General features: G+C 68.9%; 16 protein-coding genes. 5 read left to right on the plus strand and 11 right to left on the minus strand.

The features are described 5' to 3' along the window. Window positions 1-78: 78 nt before the first annotated feature. The 4 genes from trpD to ACFWZ4_RS06200 form a co-directional block, all read right to left on the minus strand. Window positions 79-1,131, minus strand: a complete 1,053-nt coding sequence (trpD, locus tag ACFWZ4_RS06185) for an anthranilate phosphoribosyltransferase (RefSeq protein WP_439703856.1) — start codon at window positions 1,129-1,131, stop codon at window positions 79-81. After that, window positions 1,128-1,727, minus strand: coding sequence for an anthranilate synthase component II (locus tag ACFWZ4_RS06190; protein ID WP_439703857.1), 600 nt, complete (start codon window positions 1,725-1,727; stop codon window positions 1,128-1,130). Before ACFWZ4_RS06190 ends, trpD begins: the two co-directional genes overlap by 4 nt. A 137-nt stretch (window positions 1,728-1,864) precedes the next feature. Then, window positions 1,865-2,710 (minus strand): DUF2182 domain-containing protein, encoded by an 846-nt coding sequence (locus tag ACFWZ4_RS06195; protein ID WP_439703858.1) that lies wholly within the window; start codon window positions 2,708-2,710, stop codon window positions 1,865-1,867. Beyond that, complete coding sequence (locus ACFWZ4_RS06200) at window positions 2,698-3,492, minus strand: DUF899 domain-containing protein (RefSeq protein ID WP_439703859.1); 795 nt, start codon at window positions 3,490-3,492, stop codon at window positions 2,698-2,700. The genes ACFWZ4_RS06195 and ACFWZ4_RS06200 overlap by 13 nt, the downstream gene beginning before the upstream one ends. 112 nt (window positions 3,493-3,604) lie before the next feature. Between ACFWZ4_RS06200 and ACFWZ4_RS06205 the strand changes: the two genes are divergently transcribed. Beyond that, window positions 3,605-4,825, plus strand: coding sequence for a helix-turn-helix domain-containing protein (locus tag ACFWZ4_RS06205; protein ID WP_439703860.1), 1,221 nt, complete (start codon window positions 3,605-3,607; stop codon window positions 4,823-4,825). A gap of 10 nt (window positions 4,826-4,835) precedes the next feature. Then, a complete protein-coding gene (locus ACFWZ4_RS06210) occupies window positions 4,836-5,471 on the plus strand; it encodes a Vgb family protein (RefSeq protein WP_439703861.1) in 636 nt (211 codons plus the stop codon). Between the two features lie 103 nt (window positions 5,472-5,574). Here the strand turns inward: ACFWZ4_RS06210 and ACFWZ4_RS06215 are convergent, their stop codons facing one another. From ACFWZ4_RS06215 to ACFWZ4_RS06245, 7 genes are all read right to left on the minus strand, one after another. Next, on the minus strand, window positions 5,575-6,705 hold the full coding sequence (locus tag ACFWZ4_RS06215; protein WP_439703862.1) for an NAD(P)/FAD-dependent oxidoreductase: 1,131 nt from the start codon (window positions 6,703-6,705) through the stop codon (window positions 5,575-5,577). A 61-nt stretch (window positions 6,706-6,766) separates the two neighbouring features. Then, on the minus strand, window positions 6,767-8,029 hold the full coding sequence (locus tag ACFWZ4_RS06220) for a dicarboxylate/amino acid:cation symporter (RefSeq protein ID WP_439703863.1): 1,263 nt from the start codon (window positions 8,027-8,029) through the stop codon (window positions 6,767-6,769). After that, a complete protein-coding gene (locus ACFWZ4_RS06225) occupies window positions 8,026-8,790 on the minus strand; it encodes a L,D-transpeptidase family protein (protein WP_439703864.1) in 765 nt (254 codons plus the stop codon). Before ACFWZ4_RS06225 ends, ACFWZ4_RS06220 begins: the two co-directional genes overlap by 4 nt. 71 nt (window positions 8,791-8,861) lie before the next feature. Continuing rightward, window positions 8,862-9,713, minus strand: a complete 852-nt coding sequence (locus ACFWZ4_RS06230) for a MurR/RpiR family transcriptional regulator (RefSeq protein ID WP_439703865.1) — start codon at window positions 9,711-9,713, stop codon at window positions 8,862-8,864. Next, a complete protein-coding gene (locus ACFWZ4_RS06235) occupies window positions 9,713-10,810 on the minus strand; it encodes a dipeptide epimerase (protein ID WP_439703866.1) in 1,098 nt (365 codons plus the stop codon). The genes ACFWZ4_RS06230 and ACFWZ4_RS06235 overlap by 1 nt, the downstream gene beginning before the upstream one ends. 62 nt (window positions 10,811-10,872) lie before the next feature. Beyond that, window positions 10,873-12,273, minus strand: a complete 1,401-nt coding sequence (locus tag ACFWZ4_RS06240) for a C40 family peptidase (RefSeq protein ID WP_439703867.1) — start codon at window positions 12,271-12,273, stop codon at window positions 10,873-10,875. 19 nt (window positions 12,274-12,292) lie between these two features. Next, a complete protein-coding gene (locus tag ACFWZ4_RS06245) occupies window positions 12,293-13,444 on the minus strand; it encodes a DUF819 family protein (protein ID WP_439703868.1) in 1,152 nt (383 codons plus the stop codon). Window positions 13,445-13,652: 208 nt separating this feature from the next. Here ACFWZ4_RS06245 and ACFWZ4_RS06250 point away from each other — a divergent pair, with 208 nt between their 5' ends. From ACFWZ4_RS06250 to lysA, 3 genes are all read left to right on the plus strand, one after another. After that, window positions 13,653-15,080: a transglutaminase-like domain-containing protein gene (locus tag ACFWZ4_RS06250; protein WP_439704278.1), complete on the plus strand. Its 1,428-nt coding sequence runs from the start codon at window positions 13,653-13,655 to the stop codon at window positions 15,078-15,080. A gap of 48 nt (window positions 15,081-15,128) precedes the next feature. Further along, on the plus strand, window positions 15,129-18,128 hold the full coding sequence (locus ACFWZ4_RS06255; protein WP_439703869.1) for a TonB-dependent receptor: 3,000 nt from the start codon (window positions 15,129-15,131) through the stop codon (window positions 18,126-18,128). 69 nt (window positions 18,129-18,197) lie between these two features. Then, window positions 18,198-19,487, plus strand: coding sequence for a diaminopimelate decarboxylase (lysA, locus tag ACFWZ4_RS06260; protein ID WP_439703870.1), 1,290 nt, complete (start codon window positions 18,198-18,200; stop codon window positions 19,485-19,487). Window positions 19,488-19,500: the final 13 nt, after the last annotated feature.

Genomic DNA, 19,500 nt, shown 5'->3' on the forward strand with positions numbered 1-19,500 from the left:
GGAATGGATTTCTGTAGGGGGCGCACTTGGGCGCGACCGGGGTGGGCCGGCGACACGCGGTCGCGCCCAAGGGCGCTCCTACATGGATCCGGCGAGCCTTCGCGTCGCGGCGATGAATTCCATCATTTTCGCATGCGCGGCGCCGCTGGCGATGGTATGGCGCGCCAGCGCGATGCCTTCGTCGATGTCTGCCGCCACCCCGGAGGTATAGAGCGCCGCGCCCGCGTTGAGGCAGACGATGTCGTGCGCCACGCCATGGCGTCCGCCCAGCGCTTCGAGCAGCATGGCGCGCGATTCGTCCACGCTCTCGACCCTGAGGTTGCGGCTTGAGGCCATTGCCAGGCCGAAGTCCTCCGGCTCGATCTCGTACTCGCGTACTTCGCCACCATGCAGCTCGCCGACCAGCGTAGACGCGCCCAGCGAGATCTCGTCCATGCCGTCGCGGCCCCACACCACCATGGCGTGGCGCGCACCCAGCGCCTGCAACACGCGCACCTGGATGCCGACCAGGTCGGGGTGGAACACGCCCATCAGGATGTTCGGCGCATCGGCTGGGTTGGTCAGGGGACCTAGGATGTTGAACAAGGTGCGCACGCCCATTTCCTTGCGGACCGGCGCGACGACCTTCATCGCCGGGTGGTGGTTGGGCGCGAACATGAAGCCGATGCCGGTCTCTTCCATGCACTGGGCGACCCGCGCCGGATCCAGGTCGATCACGGCGCCCAGCGCCTCGAGCACGTCGGCGCTGCCGGACTTGGACGACACGCTGCGCCCGCCGTGCTTGGCCACGCGCGCGCCCGCCGCGGCGGCGACGAACATCGAAGCGGTGGAAATATTGAAGCTCGACGCGCCGTCGCCACCGGTGCCGACGATGTCGACGAAATGCGGATGCGCAGGCGCCTCGACCCTGGCCGACAGCTCGCGCATCACCCGCGCCGCGCCGGTGATCTCGCCGACGGTTTCCTTCTTGACGCGCAGGCCGGTGATGATCGCCGCGGTCATCAGCGGGCTCACGTCGCCGCGCATGATCTGGCGCATCAGCGCGATCATCTCGTCGTGGAAGATCTCGCGATGTTCGATGGTCCGCTGGAGTGCTTCCTGGGGCGTGATCGAGATCTCGCGCGGACTCATGCAGCGAGCTTCCGCCGCGGCAGGCCGAGGAAATTGGCAAGCAGGTCGTGGCCGTACTGGGTCAGGATCGACTCGGGGTGGAACTGCACGCCCTCGACCGGCAGGGTTTTGTGGCGCAGGCCCATGATCTCGTCGATCGAACCATCCGCGTGCTCGGTCCACGCCGTGACTTCCAGGCAATCGGGCAGCGAACCCTGCTCGACCACCAGCGAGTGGTAGCGCGTGGCCTCGAACGGATCGGGGAGGCCGGCGAAGACACCGTGCCCGCGATGGCGCACCGGCGACGTCTTGCCGTGCATGATCTGCTTGGCGCGGATCACCTTGCCGCCGAACGCCTGGCCGATCGCCTGATGGCCAAGGCACACGCCGAACACCGGGATCTCCCCCGCCAGCTCGCGCAGCACCGCCAGCGACACGCCCGCGTCGTCCGGCGTGCCCGGCCCGGGCGAGATCATGATGTGCGCGGGCTTGAGCGCGCGGATGCCGGCCACGTCCAGCGCATCGTTGCGCAGCACCCTCACCTCCTGCCCCAGCTCGCCCAGGTACTGCACGAGGTTGAAGGTAAAGCTGTCGTAGTTGTCGATCATCAGCAGCACGGGCCTGGGCCTCCGGCGGGCGGAAACTTGCCGCGTCGATCGCCTGTTGGCGAGCGCGGTCCGATTCCAGATGGATGCCCAAAGTGTATCCGCCCGGGCCGATCCCGTGGAGATCGCCACCCGGTTTCGCCGGGGCTTCAGAGCGAAAGACGCCAGCCCCCGCTGATGGCGCGCACGATCAACAGCACGCCGACACCCACGGCAAGCAGACCGACGCCTCGCGCCACCCGCTCGCCTGCCGGCAGCAGGCGCTCCGCCGTGATCGCCAGCGTCACCGCCGCCATGATTCGCAGGTCCATCATTCCCGCGACCAGCGAAATCGCCATCAGGTTGCCGCAACAGCAAGCGCAATAGAGCCCGAGGCGCAGGCCACGGCGAAGGCCCGCAGCCATGCCGCCCGGTGGTGGCGCCATGGCGCCCGGCGCCGACCGGCAGCAGGCGAGGCGGCGCGCCTTCCATGCGGTGAACTGGAGCGCGCCGGCGAGCACCACGACCGCCGCGGCCGCGAACGGCGCCATGCGCGCCAGCCACCTGTGGCCCATCGCCGCCTGCGCCAAAGCGGCGCCGAGCGGGTAGATCGCCACGCCGACCGTGGCCCAGACGAGGAAATAGCCCAATGCGGCCGCGGCGGCCATGCGGCCCGGGCGCCGGACGCCGGCACATGCCAGGGTGCGGCCGTAGCGCGACAGCACCGGCCCCAGCGACGGCAGCATCATTGCCGCCATCATGGGCATCCACATGACCAGGAAGCCTCCGGCCGCCGCGAGCCAGCCCTGCCCGCCCATCCGCATCCAGACCATCGACAGGGTCCAGTAGCCAGGCATCGGCATGGCACCCATCAGGGCGATGGCGTCGCCACCGAGCACCGTGACAGCCACGCTCGCGACGAACGCCAGCGCCAGGACGCCCGGGCGCACTCCCGGCGAAACCCTTTGCGGCGCGCCCGCGGACGCGGTGGTCCCGACGTTGCTCAGGCGCAGCATGGCTCATCCATTGCGCGCATCGCATCGCCGTATTCGTCGTGGCGACGCCACCAGATTCCGGACTCGTTGCGCCCCCGCGGCGCGCGGTCCAGCCACTGGTACATGTTCCACAATCCGTCCAGGCCGCGTGCATAGGCCGAATAGCTGTGATAGACCACGCCGTCTTCCAGCACGAAAGTACTCATGCCCGGCCGGTCGCGCGCGTAGGTCGATGCGTCGGTGCCGCAGGTGGCGGCGAACTGTTCCACCGGCGCGGGCGCGGGCACCACGTCCATGGCATGGCCGCCGCGGCGGTAGTTGTACTCGACCTTACCGGCACGCTGCTGCGCCTGGTCGAAGGCGACGTTGAAGTCCTCGGCGAAATCGCTGCCATGGGCGGACGCCCACGGGAACGACCAGCCCATCCGACGGCGGTACGCCAGCAGCTTGTCCAGCGGCGCGCGCGATACCGCCATCAGCGTCACGTCATGGTTGGCCAGGTGTACCGCGATGCCGTCGAAGCCGTCCGCGATCGCCGAGCAGGACGGGCATCCTGCGGCATAGTCGGGCCCGAACATGAAGTGATAGACCATCAGCTGCGAACGGCCCTGGAACAGCTCCGCCAGCGTGGCGCTCCCGTGCTCGGTGATGAAGCGGTACGGCTTGTCGATGCGTACCCAAGGCAGGGCCTGGCGACGTCGCGCCAGTTCGTCGCCGCGCCGGGTGTGTTCCTTCTCCGCCGCCAGCAAATCCAGTCGTTCTGCCAGCCATTGCTCTCGCGTTGTGGTCTCGTGGCTTGCCATGTTTCGCTCTCCCGTGGATGGCGCGGTCGCCGCGGCGACGCGCGTGGTGGTCGTGGGCTAGATTGGCGCGGTGGCATGGGCAGGCGGGAGTGACAAAGTTGGCGGGATTGCGATGGATTCCCTGATCGTGGCTGCGGGCCGCGCACTCGCCGCGGGCGATCCGCTCGGCGCGCTGAACCGCGTCGCGCTGCGCGAGGACGCGCCGGCGCTCGCGCTGCGCGGCATCGCAATGGCGCAGCTTGGGGATCTCGCCCGGGCCCGTGCGCTGGTGCGGCAGGCGACGCACGCGTTCGGTCCGAAGGAGGCGCTGGCCCGCGCGCGCTGCGTCGTGGCCGAGGCGGAGATCGCGCTGGTCTCGCGCGACCTGGGCTGGCCCGAGAAGACGCTCGCGGCCGCACGGAAGACGCTGGAGGAGCATGGCGACCGCATCAATGCCGCCCACGCCCGCTGCCTCGCGATCCGCCGCCTGCTGCTGATCGGCCGGCTGCACGAGGCCGAGCGCGAACTCGAAGGGATCCAACCCGCGTTGCTGCCGCCCGCCCTGCGCACCGCCCACGAACTGGCGGTCGCCGGCATCGCCATGCGGCGGCTGCGGGCCGCGGCGGCGCAGGCCGCGCTCGAACGCGCCCGGCACGCCGTGCGCCATGCGGGCATCCCGGCGCTGGCGGCGGAAGTGGAGAGCCTGGCGCTGGCGCTGCATGCACCCGCGGCGCGCCTGGTGTCCAGGGACGGGGAACGATCGCTGCCGCTGGCAGACGTCGAAACACTATTGGCCTCGGAAACGCTGGTGCTGGATGGCTGCCGCCACGCCATGCACGCCGCCGGAACGACGGTCGCGCTGGCCAGCCGCCCGGTGCTGTTCGCACTCGCCCGCAAGCTGGCGGAGGCCTGGCCCGGCGACGCACCGCGCGAAGTGCTGATCCGCCACGCGTTCCGCGCGAAGCTGCCGGACGAAACGCATCGCGCGCGCCTGCGCGTGGAGATCGGGCGGCTGCGCGCCCTGCTCAGGCCGCTGGCCGATGTTCGCGCGACGCAACAGGGTTTTGCGCTGGTGCCACACGCAACGCGCGACGTCGCGGTGCTGGCGCGGCCGGCGGAGGAGGCGCATGCGGCGGTGCTCGCCCTGCTCGCCGACGGCGAGTCGTGGTCCAGTTCGGCTCTCGCGCTTGCGCTCGGTGCGAGCCAGCGCACTGTGCAACGCTCGCTCGATGCGCTGGCCGCCGCCGGCAAGGTGCAGCCGCTCGGCCGCGGCCGCACGCGCCGCTGGATGTCGCCACCGATGCCCGGTTTCGCGACGGCCTTGTTACTCCCCGCCCCGCTGCCGGGCGACTAGGATGCCCCGCATGAAACGTTCGCACGCCGACATCCTCGCCGAACTGGGTCCCTATCCGGGCGTCGACATTGTCCATGGCGTGACCTGGGACGGCCGCCAGGTGTGGTTCGCCGGTGGCGAAGGCCTCACCGCCGTGGACCCGGACAGCGGCCAGCCGTTGCGCTCGATCGAAACGGCCGCGCACGCCGGGACCGCCTTCGACGGCCGGCACCTGTACCAGATCGCCGAGAACCGTATCCACAAGATCGATCCGCAGACCGGCCGCGTGCTCGCCGCCATTCCCGCGCCCGGCAGCAGCGATTCGGGGCTGGCCTGGGCCGAAGGGTCGCTGTGGGTGGGCCAGTACCAGGACCGCAAGATCCACCAGGTGGACCCGGACACCGGCGCGATCCTGCGCACCATCGAATCGAACCGCTTCGTCACCGGCGTCACCTGGGTGGACGGCGAGCTCTGGCACGGCACCTGGGAAGGCGGCGAAAGCGAATTGCGCCGGATCGACCCGCGCGACGGCATGGTGCTGGAAAGCATCGACATGCCCGAGGGCACGGGTGTCTCCGGCCTGGACAGCGACGGCGAGCGCTTCTTCTGCGGCGGCGGTGGCAGCGGCAAGCTGCGCGTCGTACGCCGGCCGCGACGCGTCGCCTAGGCCGTCGAATTCCCGGCAACGCCGCGCCCGGGAGCACTCGCGCCACACCCGCTTCCAGAAGGAATCGCGGTTCGTCGCCCGCCCACGGGCGGTGCAGTCGCCCCTACGACAGCCTCGCGGGCGACAGCATCGCCGCGGTGATGCCGGCATCGACCAGCGGCCCGGGCAACGGTCGGCGCAGCGCCAGATGGGCGCAGGCCTCGCCCATCGCGGCGCTGGTCTGGATGCCATAGCCGCCCTGGGCGGCGACCCAGAAGAAGCCCGGCGCGTCAGGTGCGAAGCCACCGACCAGGTCGCCGTCGGCGACGAAGGAGCGCAGGCCGGCCCAGGTGCGCGTGGGGCGACGGATCTCCATGGTGGTGGCCTGCTCGATGCCATGGATGCCCAGCGCGATGTCGTACTCCTCCGGCTGCACGTCGTGCGGATCGACCGGATCGGCGTTGGCCGCCGAGCCGAGGAGCAGGCCGGCGTCGGGCTTGAAGTAGAACGTTTCGGCGATGTCGCAGATAAACGGCCAGCGGTGCACGTCCATGCCGGCCGGCGGTTCGAACACGAACGCCGAGCGGCGCTTGGGCTGCAGGCCCAGCGGCGCGACGCCGGCCATCCGTGCGACCTGATCGGCCCAGGCACCAGCGGCATCGAGCAACAGTGGCGCGCGGTAGACCGCCTCGCCCGCATCGACTTCCCAACCGGCGGCCGTGCGCTCGATCGCGCGGATGGCCACGTTCACCCGCAGTTGCCCGCCGCGTGTACGCAGGCCGCGCAGGAAGCCCTGGTGCAGTTCGTTGACGTCGATGTCCGCGGCACCCGGTTCGTGCATCCCGATGGCGGCGGCTCCCGGCCGCAGGACCGGCACGCTCGTGCGCAGCCGCGTCGCATCGTGCAGTTCGAGGTCGCGCGTGTACGGCAGGATCGCCTCGTATTCCGCGCGCACGCGTTCGGCGTCCTCCGCGGTGCCGATCACCGTGGCTCCGCGCGGCGTCAGGATCGGCGCGTTGGCGAAACCCTCCGGCGGCCTGTCGAGGAACGGCCGCGTCGCGCGGGTCAGCGCGCGCACCTGCGGCGAGCCGTAGGTCTCGCTGAACAACGCCGCGGATCGGCCGGTCGAATGCATGCCGGCGTAGGCCTCACGCTCGAGCACCAGCACGCGCGCGTGCGGCGCGAGGAAGTAGGCCACCGACGCGCCGGCCATGCCGGCGCCGATCACGATCACATCGGTTTCGATCGATTGCATGCTGGGACTCTCGCGGATTCCCTCCCCTGTTGCGGGGGAGGCGGGGAAGGTTGTGCGTGGGTTATGCCGGGCCAGCGTCCGGCTGCGCCGATGCGGTATCGCGCGATTGCCGCGCCACCACGCTGGTGGCGGTAACGTCGGCGGTGACGTTGCCGAGGGTGGCGAAAGCATCAGGCAGTGTGTCGACCGCCAGCATCAGGCCCAGCGGCCCGAGCGGCAGCCCCATCGACTGCGCCACCGGCAGGTTGGTGGCGATGAAGGTCACCGCGCCGGGCAGGCCCACCGAGCCCAGGCTGATCACCACCGCCAGCACCGCGCCGGCAATGAGCTGGGTCGCGGAAAGGTCGACGCCGTAGGCCCAGGCGATGAACGCGGCCGAGGTCAGGTACTGCACCGGGCTGGTCAGGCGGCACAGCGTGACCGCCATTGGCAGCACCAGTGCATTGACCTGCTTGGGGTAGCCCAGCCGTTGCTCGGCGCTTTCCAGCATGGCCGGCAACGAGGCGAGCGAGGACTGCGTGCTGATCGCGACCGCCTGCGGCGGCAGCAGCGCGCTGGCGAAGCGGCGCAGGTTCTCGCCTCCCCAGGCCACCGCCACCACGTACATCATCGCGGTCACCGCCAGGTACAACACGATCTCCGCCAGCACGTACACGCCCAGCGCGCTCAGCATGCCCAGCCCCGAGCGCGCGCAAACGCCAAGGATCAGCGCGAACACGCCCAGCGGCGCCACCCACAGCACCCAGCGCACGATCACGATCATGGCGTCGGCGATCGCCTGGAAGAACTCCACCAGCGTGGCCCGCCGCGCGGGCGCGATGCGCGTCAGCGCAAAGCCCAGGAACAGCGCGAACACCACCAGCGGCAGCATCGCGCTCTGCGCGGCGGCCATGATGGCGTTGCTCGGAATCATGGCGACCAGCGCCGCCGACCAGCTCACCGGAGCCGTTTGCGCCGCGCTGCCCACCACCGCGTGGTCGAGCGCGTCGCGCAAAGCCGGGTTGTGCGGGAAGAGCGAGAAAAGCGCTGGCGCCGCCGCGGCAGTGAACAGGGCGCCCAGCAACAACAGCAGGATGAACACCACGATCGCGCGCCGCGCGATGCGCCCGGACGCCGCCGCATCGGTGGCCGTGTTGACGCCCACCACCACCAGCGCCAGCACCAGCGGCACCACGGTCATCTGCAGGCCGTTGAGCCAGAGCTTGCCGATCGGCTGCACCACGTCGGCCACTTGTGCAGCCACCAGCGGATTCCACGCCGCCAGGATCAGCCCGAGGATGGCGCCGGCGGCCAGGCCGCCCAGCACGCGCGCGGTCGGACTCATCGTGCCGCTTCCTCCAGCGCCGGCAGATGCCATTCGGCCTGCAGCTTCTCGTACGCAGCTACCGGCAACAGCACGAATACCGGGTGCTCGTCCGGACGCAGCCAGGCCAGCAGCCGGTGCATCAGCGAGGGATCCATCGCAGTGCAGCCGGTGGTCGCGTCCACCGGCGACTTCCACAGGTGGGCAAAGATGCAGCTGCCGCCCTGCGGGCGCTGCTTCGGGTTGTGCTCGATCACGAAGCCCTGGCGGTAGCGCTGGTCACCGTTGACGTGGATGTCCCGACGCATCGGCTCGGTGGAGCCCTCGACCGCCCTCTCGCCCACCACCTTGGCATCGACAATGCGGTTGTACTGGTGCGAGCCGCTGACGTCGACGCAGTAGTCGGTGGCGCTGAGCGCGCGGTACGGCATCGCGGTATCGGCCTTGGCGGCGTAGCCGAACGCCTCGCCGATGTCGAACACGCCTGCGGGGCTGCGCAGGTCGCCTTCGCGCTTGACCGGGCCGTCGTGGCGCGGGACGTTGAGGCCCAGCCCCCAACCGGCGCCAGCCTTGCCGATGGTGACCGGCGCGGGCGCGCCGGCTTCCTTCCAGCCGTCCGCGGTGCGCTCGTAGGTGCGCAGGGTGCCGTGGTTGACGTTCCAGCCGGACGTGGTGACCACGACCATCTGTCGGGCGTCGGACCAGGCGGCGGATTCGTCGGCCGCGGCGACGGCATTTCCGGCGACGACCAACGCCAGACCCAGCAGCAGACAGTTACGCATGGGAAATGGATCTCTCGGGGTAAGCGAGCGCCCGCCCGCGTGGATGGCAAGCGCAAGCGCGAACGACCACGTTACGGCTCCAGCATCAACTGGATGCGCTCCAGGTTGGCCAAAAGCTGCGCATGGCGATCGTCGTGCTCCTCGCACAGGCGCACGAACACGTTGTCCAGCAGGTGCTGCAGCGCCGACTGGTAGAGCAGCGGCTGGATGTACGGCCGCTCGTCGTGCGCGCTGACCAGCAACTGGATGTCGGCCAGCGTGCGCAGCGGATTGGCGGTGTGCCGGGTGACGGTGATGACCTTGCCGCGCCGCTCGCGGAAGTAGCGCGCGATCTTGCACAGCGCCGGATGGTTGCCGTGCTCGGAGAACACCAGCAGCACGTCGCCGGCGCCCGCCGCCGATACGTTGGCGGTCATCCGCGCGGTATCGAAGTTGTGCACGGTGAGGATGCCCAGCAGCGACAGCCGCAGCGCGAAGTTGCGCGCGTAGATGTCGTCCTCGCCCAGGCCGATGATGAAGACCTTGCCCGCGCGCCCGGCCTGCTCGATGGCCGTGGCGATGGACTGGATCACTTCCGGCGGATTGATCAGCCGGCTCGCCTCCTCCGCCTCGGATTTCCACCGCCACAGCGCGCCCGGGCCTTCCTCCTCGCCCTCGCCGGCCCGCGCCAGCGCCGGTGCGTCGCCGTTGTCGGCGCGAGCGATCGCCTCGCTCACCGAGTACTTGAGGTCCGGATAGCCCTTGAAGCCCAGCTTCTGGGTGAACTTGACCACGCTGGACTGGCTGATCCCCAGCGCGTTGGCCAGCTGCTGCGAGGAGTAGTCGCGCAACAGGTGCGCGTTTTCCAGGATGAAGTCGGCCACGCGCCGCTCGACCGCGGACATCTGGTCGCGTTCCGAACGGATTTTGACCAGCGGCGACATCAGTCCGCGATCCTCTCCAGGCCCCTGATCTCGCGGATGCCGAGGCCCGGGGCGTCGGTCACGGAGATTTCCGATTCGTTGAAGATTACCCCACCGTCGACCGGGTTGAACTGGGCCAGCGATGGCCCGTCCAGGTCGATCTTGCTGATCGCGTCGGCGCGGGCCACCGCCACGTGCACGGCGGCCGCCACGCTGATGGAGGACTCCAGCATGCAGCCGATCATGCAGTCGATGCCGTGCAGCGCGGCGATGTCGGCGATCTTGATCGCGTTGGAGATGCCGCCGGTCTTCATCAGCTTGATGTTGATGATGTCCGCCGCGCGCATGCGGATCAGCTCGATCACTTCCATCGGGCCGAACACGCTCTCGTCGGCCATCACCGGCGTGTGCACGCGTTCGGTGACGTAGCGCATGCCTTCGAGGTCGCGCGCCTTGACCGGCTGCTCGACCAGCTCCAGCTTGATGCCGGCCTCCTCCAGCGTCTGCAGTGCGTAGACCGCCTGCTTGGCCGTCCAGCCCTGGTTGGCATCCAGGCGCAGCAGCGCGCGGCCTTCGACCGCCGCGTAGATCGCCTTGACCCGCTCGATGTCGACGCCGATGTCCTTGCCGACCTTGATCTTCAGCGACTCGAAGCCGCGCTCCACCGCCGCGACCGAGTCGGCGACCATCTTGTCGATGTAGTCCACGCTGATGGTGATGTCGGTGGTGATCACCGGGTCGCCGCCACCCAGCAGCTTGTACAGCGGCGCGCCGTAGAGCTGGCCCCACAGGTCGTAGATGGCGATCTCCACCGCCGCCTTGGCGCTGGAGTTCTTCTCCATCGAACCCTGGACCAGGTGGGTCAGGCGGTTGAGGTTGGCGATCTCCTGGCCGATCAGCCGCGGCGAGATGTAGTGGCGGATCGCATCGACGATCGAGCCGTGCGTGTCGCCGGTGATCACCGCGGTGGCCGGCGCCTCGCCGTAGCCGACCTGTCCGGTATCGGTGTGCACCATCACCACGATGTCTTCCACCTGGTTGACGGTGCGCAACGCGGTCTTGAAGGGTGTCTTCAAGGGCACCCTCAGCATGCCGAACTGGATGTCTGTGATCTTCATGATGTCTTGGTCTTGTGTTGTCCGTAGGGTGGGCTGGCGCCCACCGGCCCTTGCGGGAACGCTTAGGGCCGCATCCGCACGTTGCTGGTCATGTGGTCGATGAAGGTCGAGTCCTTGCCGTAGAGCATCGGCAGCAGCGGCGTCACCGAAACGGCGTTGAGCTTCACGCGCGCGGTCGAGCCGTCGGCCTTGCGGTAGCTCATGCCCAATACGTCGTGGATCACCCAGGGCTGACCCTTCCACTGGCCCAGCGACATCATCACGTGGCCCGGGATGTAGACCAGGTCGCCCAGCTCCAGCGCGTGCGCCGCCTGCAGGCGCTCGTCGTGGGAGCTCGCGTCGCTGAAGGCATGCCTGGCGAAGGCCGGGCTCACGCCCTGGGTGGAGGTGTTGCGCGGCATCTGCACGCCCATCGAGCGGTAAACGTCGGAGACGAAGCCGGAGCAGTCGCGCCCGTCGTAGGCATGGCCCCAGCCGTAGCGCTCGCCCAGGAACTTGAACGCCTGGGTGATCAGGTTGCGCGGCGTCAGCGGCAGGTAGTCCGCGGACGTGTCGGCGTTCTTCTGGATCAGCGCCGGACTGAAGGCGAGCGAGCCGTCGGCCTTGCGCACCGGCAGTTCGATCACGTGCGCGGCGTAGGGCGTCTGGCCGTTGACCGCCTGGTCCGGCGGCAGGCCGGTGAGCACCGGCACGCGCGTGCCCATGTCCAGTTCCACCTGCGAGACGGCCGGCGCTTCGCGGGTGTAGACCGTGTGGACCTTGGCCCCGGTGACGATGCGGTACGGCGTCTTGGCGGCGTAGCCAAGCACTGCGTCCCGATTGCCCTCGGCGACGTTCTTCGCCTCGGTCCAGGCGGCGTAGCGCGGGCTCACCACGAACAGCCAGCGGCCATCGCGGGTGGCGTGAGCGATCACCACCGGCGTGCCGGGGAACTCGGCCGTTTCCTGGAAGCGGTCGATGTCGGTGTCGCCCGGATGGCTGAACACGCGCAGCGTGGTCGGGAAGGTGCGCAGCGCGGCGCGGCGCACCACCAGCCCGAAGCGGGTCTGCTGGCTGGCTGGAACCGCATCGAGCGCACGCTCGTCGACGATGTCCTTGAGTGTCGCCTGCGCCACCGGCTTGCCGTCGACGTCGTACAGCGGCTTGGACGGCGGATCGGCGAGGTCTTCGATCCAGCCGCGCACCTGCGCGGCACTCAAGCTCGCCGGCAGCTTGCCCAGCTCGTGCATGGACCTGTCCTGCGCGAACAGCTTCGCGTTCTGCGCCTCGATCTGCGCGCGGGTCAGGATCACCCTGTCCGGCTGCGGCTGCAGGCCGATCCAGAACGCGGGCGTCAGCTGCGCCTCCCCCACGCCCAGCACGCCCGAGGGTGGAACGCTCAGCGTCGACACCTGCTCGCGCGCATGCAGCGGCTGCGTCGCCAGCAGCAGGGCCAGCAGCGCCGAAGGAAGAAGGGTTCGCATGGTCGTGGTCCTCATGGGGTCAGGTTCCCGCCAGCGCCGACATGATCGACGCGACCAGCAGGCCGAAACCGGTGCCCAGTATGTAGCCCAGCAGCGCGAGCAGGATGCCGACCGGCACCAGCGCGCGCGAATAGCTCGCCGCCAGCACCGGCGTGGCCGCCACGCCGCCGATGTGGGCCAGCGAAGAAATCCCGCACAGATACAGGTCGAAACGGAACAGCTTGGCGAAGCCGACCAGCAACACCGCGTGCAGCGCGATGACGGTCACCCCGCATAGCAGGTACAGCGGCGCCTCGCCGATGCCCTGAAAGTTGCTTTGCGAGGCGAGCACCGCCACCACGCTGATCAACAGCGCACTGGAGATGGTCCCGGCCCCGGGATAGCGCGCCAGCGGCGTGTGCGCCACCACCAGCCCCGCGCCGGTGGCGAGCAGGATGGTCCAGGTGGTGGCGCTGATCATGGTCGAGGTCGGCAGGTACCCGGCAAGCCAGGCGCTCAGCGCAGCCGCCGCCAGCGCCATGCCCAGCCACAGCAGCACCGAGTCGGGCGTGGTCGGTCCGGTCGCCTTCGCCTCGGCCAACGGCAGGTCGCCGGTCGACTTGGCCTTGGTCCAGCGGTTGAATGCCGGCGCCAGCCGCGCCACCGCGAACAGCACGGCCACCCAGGTGGAATAGCAGAGCGCGTCGGTCAGCAGGCTCATCGCCAGGTGCTGGTCGGACATGCCGATCGCCTGCTTCACCGCGATCATGTTCGCCGTGCCACCCACCCAGCTGCCCGACAGCGCCGCCAGCGGGTGCCAGGCATCGCCCGGCAGCCAGCGGCGGTAGATCAGGAAGGTGGCGATGAAGGCGATGAACAGGCTCACCGAGGTGCAGGCGAACACGCCCAGCACGCGCGGCCCCAGCTTGAAAATCGCGCGCAGGTCGCAGTTGATCATCAACAGGAACAACAGCGCCGGCACCATGCGCGAGACCAGCATCGACTGCGCGGCGTGGATCTCGCCGTTGACCTCCCACAACCCGGACACCGCCAGCGCGGTCACCAGCAGGTAGGTGAAGACGATCGGCGGCAGCACGTTGAACACGCGCCAGCCGGTGCGCCGCTCGAGCGCCGGGAACAGGCCGGCGGCCAGCAGCATCACGGCCAGGTACGGCCATACCGTGTGGATCACGCGCTACCCCTCGTGCGTCGTGTCAGGAATATGCCATTCCTCATACATTGGTCCGAAGCATAAATTATTGACCACCTTTTGCAAGCGTGTTACACAAGGCCTTGATGCCAACTGGCGGGGGCGTTGTGCGATGACGAGGGTGCCAGCGACGCAAGGCAAACACGAACCGGCGCGCCGTCGGGCACTGGCGTGCGCCGCCCTGGCGGGCCTGCTCTGCTGCGCTATTCCTGCGCTGGCCAGCCTGCCGCCGCCCGGCCCGCCCGCCATCGTGGCGCAGATCGACCAGGGCCACTTCGATGCCGCCCGCAAGGCCATCGAGACCGCGCTCGCCCAGCCGGGCCTTGCGCCCGAAGCGCGCGAGGCGCTCGAGTTCCAGCGCGAGCGCATGCATCGCATCCTGCTCGACTTCACGCTGACCGCCGACGAAGCCAAGGCGCGCATCCGCAAGCAGATCCCCGACCTCACCGACGCCGAGTTCGCGCGCTGGGACCAGGCCGGCCTGCTCGAACACATGGTGATCGACGGCCGCACGCTCTACTTCAACCGCGCCCCGTCGAACCTCTATCGCCTGAGCGCCGAGGCCCGCAACCGCCGCGCAGTGCAGACGCCGCTCGGCGACGGTCCGAACGAGACACTCAACGACCACCACCGCGCCGCGTTCCGCGAGGCACTCGCGACCGGCAAGGCCGGCGTGCTGCCGATGCGCGTACGCGTGACCCAGACGGTCACGGTCGACGCCGACGCCGTGCCGGCCGGCGAGACGGTCAAGGCCTGGATCCCCTACCCGCGCGCGATCCCGGGCCAGCAGGACGACATCCGCTTCGTCGCCAGCGCGCCGGCCGGCGCGCGCGTCGCGCCGGCGGATACGCTCCAGCGCACCGCCTACATGGAAACGCCGGCGAAGGCCGGCCAGCCAACCGTATTCAAGCTCACCTACGAGCTGACCCTGCGCGCGCAATCGCACCCGATCGATCCGGACAAAGTGGTGCCGGCCACGATCACGCCCCAACTGGATCCCTTCGTCCAGGAGCGCGCGCCGCACATCGTCTTCACTGACGACCTGCGCGCGTTTTCGCGCAAGGTGGTGGGCGAGGAAAAGAATCCCTACCGCATCGCGCAAAAACTGTTCGCCGCCGTCGACCGGATTCCCTGGGCTGGCGCGCGCGAGTACTCCACCATCAGCAACATCAGCGACTACACCCTGCACGCTGGCCACGGCGACTGCGGCGAACAGACCCTGCTGCTGCTCACCCTGCTGCGCCTGAACGGCATCCCGGCGCGCTGGCAGTCCGGCTGGATGTTCTCCGATGGCGACTACGACAACATCCACGACTGGGGCCAGCTCTACCTCGCGCCCTATGGCTGGGTCCCGGTGGACGTGACCTTCGGCCAGCTCGAGCCCAAGCCCGGCGACGATCCGCGCCTGCGCTGGTTCTACCTGGGCGGCCTGGATGCCTACCGCATCGCCTTCAACGACGACTACAGCCGTCCATTCGTGCCGGCCAAGCAGTTCCCGCGCTCCGAGACGGTCGACTCGCAACGCGGCGAGGTCGAGTGGCGCGGCGGCAATCTCTATTTCGACAAGTGGGATTACCACTTCGACTGGCAGTTCCTGCACGGACGCAACGACAAGTAACCAACAAGTTCAACTGACATCGACCCGGCGTCGAGGGGAGTAGGGGAAATGAGCAGCAAGGTTTGGAACATGCGCAGGACCGTGCTCGGCACGGCACTCGGACTGGCGCTCGCCGCCTTTGGCGCGCCACCGGCGCACGCGGCCAACACCGACGGCACGGTGGCCGGCCACACCCAGGCCGGCGCCACGGTGACGGTGACCAGCCCGGATACAGGCTTGACCCGCTCGGTCGTCGCCGACGACGAGGGCAACTACCGCCTGCCGTACCTGCCGGTGGGCCAGTACACCATCAGCGCTACCAGCGGCGGCCAGCCGGTCGGCCCGACCCGCAACGTGACGGTCGCGCTGGGCACCACCACCACGGTGGACCTGGGCGCGATGAACGCGACCAACCTTTCCACCATCAACGTCACCGGCTCGGTGCTGCCGGTGATCGACGTGAGCTCGACCGAATCGGCCACGATCGTCTCGCGCGCCGACCTGGTGCGCCTGCCGGTCGACCAGAACGTGGCCTCGGTGGCGCTGCTGGCGCCCGGCGTGGTCAAGGGCAACGCCGGCTTCGGCGGCATTTCCTTCGGCGGCTCCTCGATCGCCGAGAACGCGTTCTACGTCAACGGCCTGAACGTCACCGACTTCTACAACCGCAACGGCTTCTCCGAGGCGCCGTTCGCCTTCTACGACCAGTTCCAGGTCAAGACCGGCGGCTACTCGGTGGAATTCGGCCGCACCACCGGCGGCGTGGTCAACGCCGTGGCGCGTTCGGGCACCAACGAGTTCAAGGCGGGCGCCGAGCTCACGATGGAGCCGGGCAACTGGCATTCGGTGGCGGCGAACCACTACGACGCCAATGGCAACCGCTACATCACCGCCAGCCGCGACCGCGATTCGCTGATCAAGACCAATGTGTGGGCGTCCGGCCCGATCGTGAAGGACAAGCTGTTCTTCTTCGCCATGTACGAGGCGCGCGGCGCATCGCCCCGCAATACGAACGACGAAGGCAACGCGATCACCGACAACTCCTCGAACCAGGGCTTCTGGGGCACCACGGTCGACTGGAACATCACCGACAGCAACACGCTGTCGCTGATGGCCTTCTCCGACAAGAACAAGAACGTCGGCGACGTCTATGAGTACGACTACGACACCGACACCCGCGGCGCCAAAACCAACGAGGTCTACACCGACACCGGCGGCAAGAACTGGGCGCTGACCTGGACCAGTTACCTGACCAACGACCTGTCGATGAAGCTGATGTACGGCAAGAACAACCGCGAGGCGTTCACCCGTTCGCAGCTGGACCTGGAATGCAACCCGGTCGCCATCGACGACACCACCGCCGTGCCGCCGCCCGGCCCGCAGCTGGGCTGCTCGACCAGCACGCGCGTGGAAAAGCGCAACGACGAGCGCAAGCAGGGCCGCGCCGACTTCGAGTGGACGCTGGGCGACCACCTGCTGCGCTTCGGCTACGACCACGAGGTCAACACCTCCGAATACAGCCGCTACTACCCCGGTCCCGGCGCGCTCTACTACACCGTGTATGCCGGTGCGGCGGGCGACACCATCGACAACGGCGGGGTGATCCCGGCCGGTTACACCAACTACGTCCGCGCGCGCCGCTACGAGATCGAGGGCACCTTCAAGACCATCGACTCGGCGTACTACCTGGAAGACAACTGGCAGATCACGCCCAACTTCGTGCTGAACATGGGCTTGCGCAACGACAGCTTCGACAACCAGGATTCGGCGGGCAACAGCTACATCAAGATGGACCGCCAGATCGCGCCGCGCCTGGGCTTCTCCTGGGACATGACCGGCGACGGCACCACCAAGCTGTTCGGTAACCTGGGACGCTACTTCCTGCCGGTGGCCAACGTGATCAACATCAAGCAGGCCGGCGGCCTGCTCGACGAGCGCACGTTCTACGCCTTCGACGGCTGGGAGACCCGCGAACTCAACGGCGTCAGCTACGTCGTGCCGCGACTGGGTCCGCAGATCGGCCCGGTCGACACCTCGCAGGGCGACGGCACCGTGGGCGACCTGCGTTCGGAAGTCGACCACGACATGGACCCGGTCTACCAGGACGAGGCGATCCTGGGCTTCCAGCAGATGATCGGCAACAACTGGTCGTGGGGCGTCAGCGGCACCTACCGCCGCCTGCACAACGCCATCGACGACATGGAAATCAGCGCCACCGCGCAGTGCGGCGAGAATGGCTATGTCGGCTGGGTGATGGCCAACCCGGGCGAGAAGGTCACCGTCTGGGGCGACACCAACTGTGACGGCACCGCCGACGGCTACCTGACGGTCGACACCTCCAAGGAAGGCTGGGCGCTGTACGACGCCGACGGCAACTACCTGGGCCAGCGCGGCTGGGTGAAGCCCAAGCGCACCTACACCTCGCTGGAGTTCCAGCTCGATCGCGCGTGGGACGAGAAGTGGTCGTTCAACGCGTCCTACGTGCTGGCCTGGAACCGCGGCAACGCCGAGGGCCCGGTCAACTCCGACACCAACTTCGACGACACCGGTCGCACCGAGAACTTCGACGATCCGTGGGTGAACTTCGGCGGCAACGGCTACCTGCCGAACGATCGCCGCCACCAGCTGAAGCTGCGCGGTGCCTATGCGATCACCCCGCACTGGCAGGTCAGCGGCGACCTGGACGTCCATTCGGGCGGCCCGATCACCGGTTTCGGCGTGGGCAACCCGTATGACGCGCAGAACTACCACAGCTACTTCATCTGCGTGGAGAACTGCACGTCGCCCAATTCCGAGGATCGCGTGTACGAGCGTTCGCCCCGCGGCGCCTATGGCCGCCTGCCCTGGACCTACACGCTCAATGCCGGCATCAGCTACATCCTGCCCTTCCAGGGCGGCGGCAACCTGCGCGTGAAACTGGCCGTGTACAACCTGCTCAACCAGCAGCGCACGGTGCAGGTGGACCAGGACCTGCAGACCACCATCTCCAACGACACCAGCGCCAGCTTCATGCAGCCGATCGGCTTCCAGTCGCCGCGCTTCACGCAGCTGACCGTGGCCGTGGACTTCTAAGGCCCTCCCCGCCTGGCGGCCCGCGGTCACCGCGGGCCGTCTTTTTTGGGCCCCGCTCAAATGGACCCCATGACCGTCTCCTCCCGGCACGACGACATCGCTTCCGTGCCCGATCCGCAACCGACCTTCGATGGCGTGGACCTGCACGCGCTGGCCGCACGGCTGGGCACGCCGCTCTACGCCTATTCCGCCAACGCGGTCCGCCAGCGGATCGACGGGCTGAAGGCCGCGCTGGCCGGCCTGGACGCCACCATCTGCTACGCGGTCAAGGCCAACTCCAACCGCGCCATCCTCGAACTGATGGCCGCTGCCGGGCTGGGCGCGGACATCGTCTCCGCCGGCGAGCTGCAACGCGCGCTGGCCGCGGGCATCCCGGCCAGCCGCATCGTGTTCTCCGGCGTCGGCAAGACCGACGAGGAGATCGGCACCGCGCTGGCCGCCGGCATCGCCCGCTTCAACGTCGAATCGCTGGACGAACTGCACGCCATCGAGCGCGTGGCCGCTGCACGACACGTGATGGCGAACGCCGCGGTGCGCATCAACCCCGACGTCGACGCGCTCACCCACGCCAAGATTTCCACCGGCCGCGCCGAGAACAAGTTCGGCGTGAGCATCGCCGAGGCGCGCCGCTGGTTCGCCGAGCGCCGGCAGCTGGCGCACGTGCGGCTGGACGGCCTGCACGTGCACATCGGCTCGCAGATCCTCGACCTGGAGCCCTTCCGGCTGGCGTTGAATCGCGTGGCGTCCTTCTGGCGCGAATTGCTGCACGCCGGCCACCCGATTGCGAGCATCGACGTCGGCGGCGGCCTCGGCGTGCGCTACCGCGCAGGCCATGACCAGCCCATCGCTGCCGGCAGTTACGCGCAAGTGATTCGCGACTCGCTGGCCGGCTTTGAGGGCCGCCTGCTGCTGGAGCCGGGCCGCTACCTGGTGGCGGAGGCCGGCGTGCTGCTCACCCGCGTGCTGCGCATCAAGGAAGGTACCGAGCGGTCCTTCCTGGTACTCGATGCGGCGATGAACGACCTGCAGCGGCCCAGCCTCTACGACGCCTGGCACGATATCGTGCCGGTGTCGCCCGATCCGCGGCCGCTCGCCACCTACGACGTCGTCGGACCGGTCTGCGAAACCGGCGACACCTTCGCCCGCGCCCGCGTGCTGCCGGCATGCGAACCGGGCGACCTGCTCGCCATCCAGGGCACCGGCGCCTACGGCGCGTCGATGGCCTCCACCTACAACTCGCGCCCGCTCGCTGCCGAGGTACTGCTGGACGATGGCCGCTACGCGGTGATCCGGCGCCGGCAGACCCTCGAGGAGATGGTCGCCGGCGAACAGTCGGCGCAGGATTGGGCCGAACTCTAGAGGACGACCGCCG

Origin of the sequence: Frateuria sp. GZRe12, from assembly GCF_051900535.1 — a bacterium.
Lineage (GTDB): Bacteria > Pseudomonadota > Gammaproteobacteria > Xanthomonadales > Rhodanobacteraceae > Frateuria_A.

Excerpts from the sequence above, each read along its gene's own strand:
- trpD (WP_439703856.1), bottom strand. The coding sequence starts at position 1,131 with ATGAGTCCGCGCGAGATCTCGATCACGCCCCAGGAAGCACTCCAGCGG.
- ACFWZ4_RS06195 (WP_439703858.1), bottom strand. The coding sequence starts at position 2,710 with ATGCTGCGCCTGAGCAACGTCGGGACCACCGCGTCCGCGGGCGCGCCG.
- ACFWZ4_RS06200 (WP_439703859.1), bottom strand. The coding sequence starts at position 3,492 with ATGGCAAGCCACGAGACCACAACGCGAGAGCAATGGCTGGCAGAACGA.
- ACFWZ4_RS06205 (WP_439703860.1), top strand. The coding sequence starts at position 3,605 with ATGGATTCCCTGATCGTGGCTGCGGGCCGCGCACTCGCCGCGGGCGAT.
- ACFWZ4_RS06210 (WP_439703861.1), top strand. The coding sequence starts at position 4,836 with ATGAAACGTTCGCACGCCGACATCCTCGCCGAACTGGGTCCCTATCCG.
- ACFWZ4_RS06215 (WP_439703862.1), bottom strand. The coding sequence starts at position 6,705 with ATGCAATCGATCGAAACCGATGTGATCGTGATCGGCGCCGGCATGGCC.
- ACFWZ4_RS06220 (WP_439703863.1), bottom strand. The coding sequence starts at position 8,029 with ATGAGTCCGACCGCGCGCGTGCTGGGCGGCCTGGCCGCCGGCGCCATC.
- ACFWZ4_RS06225 (WP_439703864.1), bottom strand. The coding sequence starts at position 8,790 with ATGCGTAACTGTCTGCTGCTGGGTCTGGCGTTGGTCGTCGCCGGAAAT.
- ACFWZ4_RS06230 (WP_439703865.1), bottom strand. The coding sequence starts at position 9,713 with ATGTCGCCGCTGGTCAAAATCCGTTCGGAACGCGACCAGATGTCCGCG.
- ACFWZ4_RS06235 (WP_439703866.1), bottom strand. The coding sequence starts at position 10,810 with ATGAAGATCACAGACATCCAGTTCGGCATGCTGAGGGTGCCCTTGAAG.
- ACFWZ4_RS06240 (WP_439703867.1), bottom strand. The coding sequence starts at position 12,273 with ATGCGAACCCTTCTTCCTTCGGCGCTGCTGGCCCTGCTGCTGGCGACG.
- ACFWZ4_RS06255 (WP_439703869.1), top strand. The coding sequence starts at position 15,129 with ATGAGCAGCAAGGTTTGGAACATGCGCAGGACCGTGCTCGGCACGGCA.
- lysA (WP_439703870.1), top strand. The coding sequence starts at position 18,198 with ATGACCGTCTCCTCCCGGCACGACGACATCGCTTCCGTGCCCGATCCG.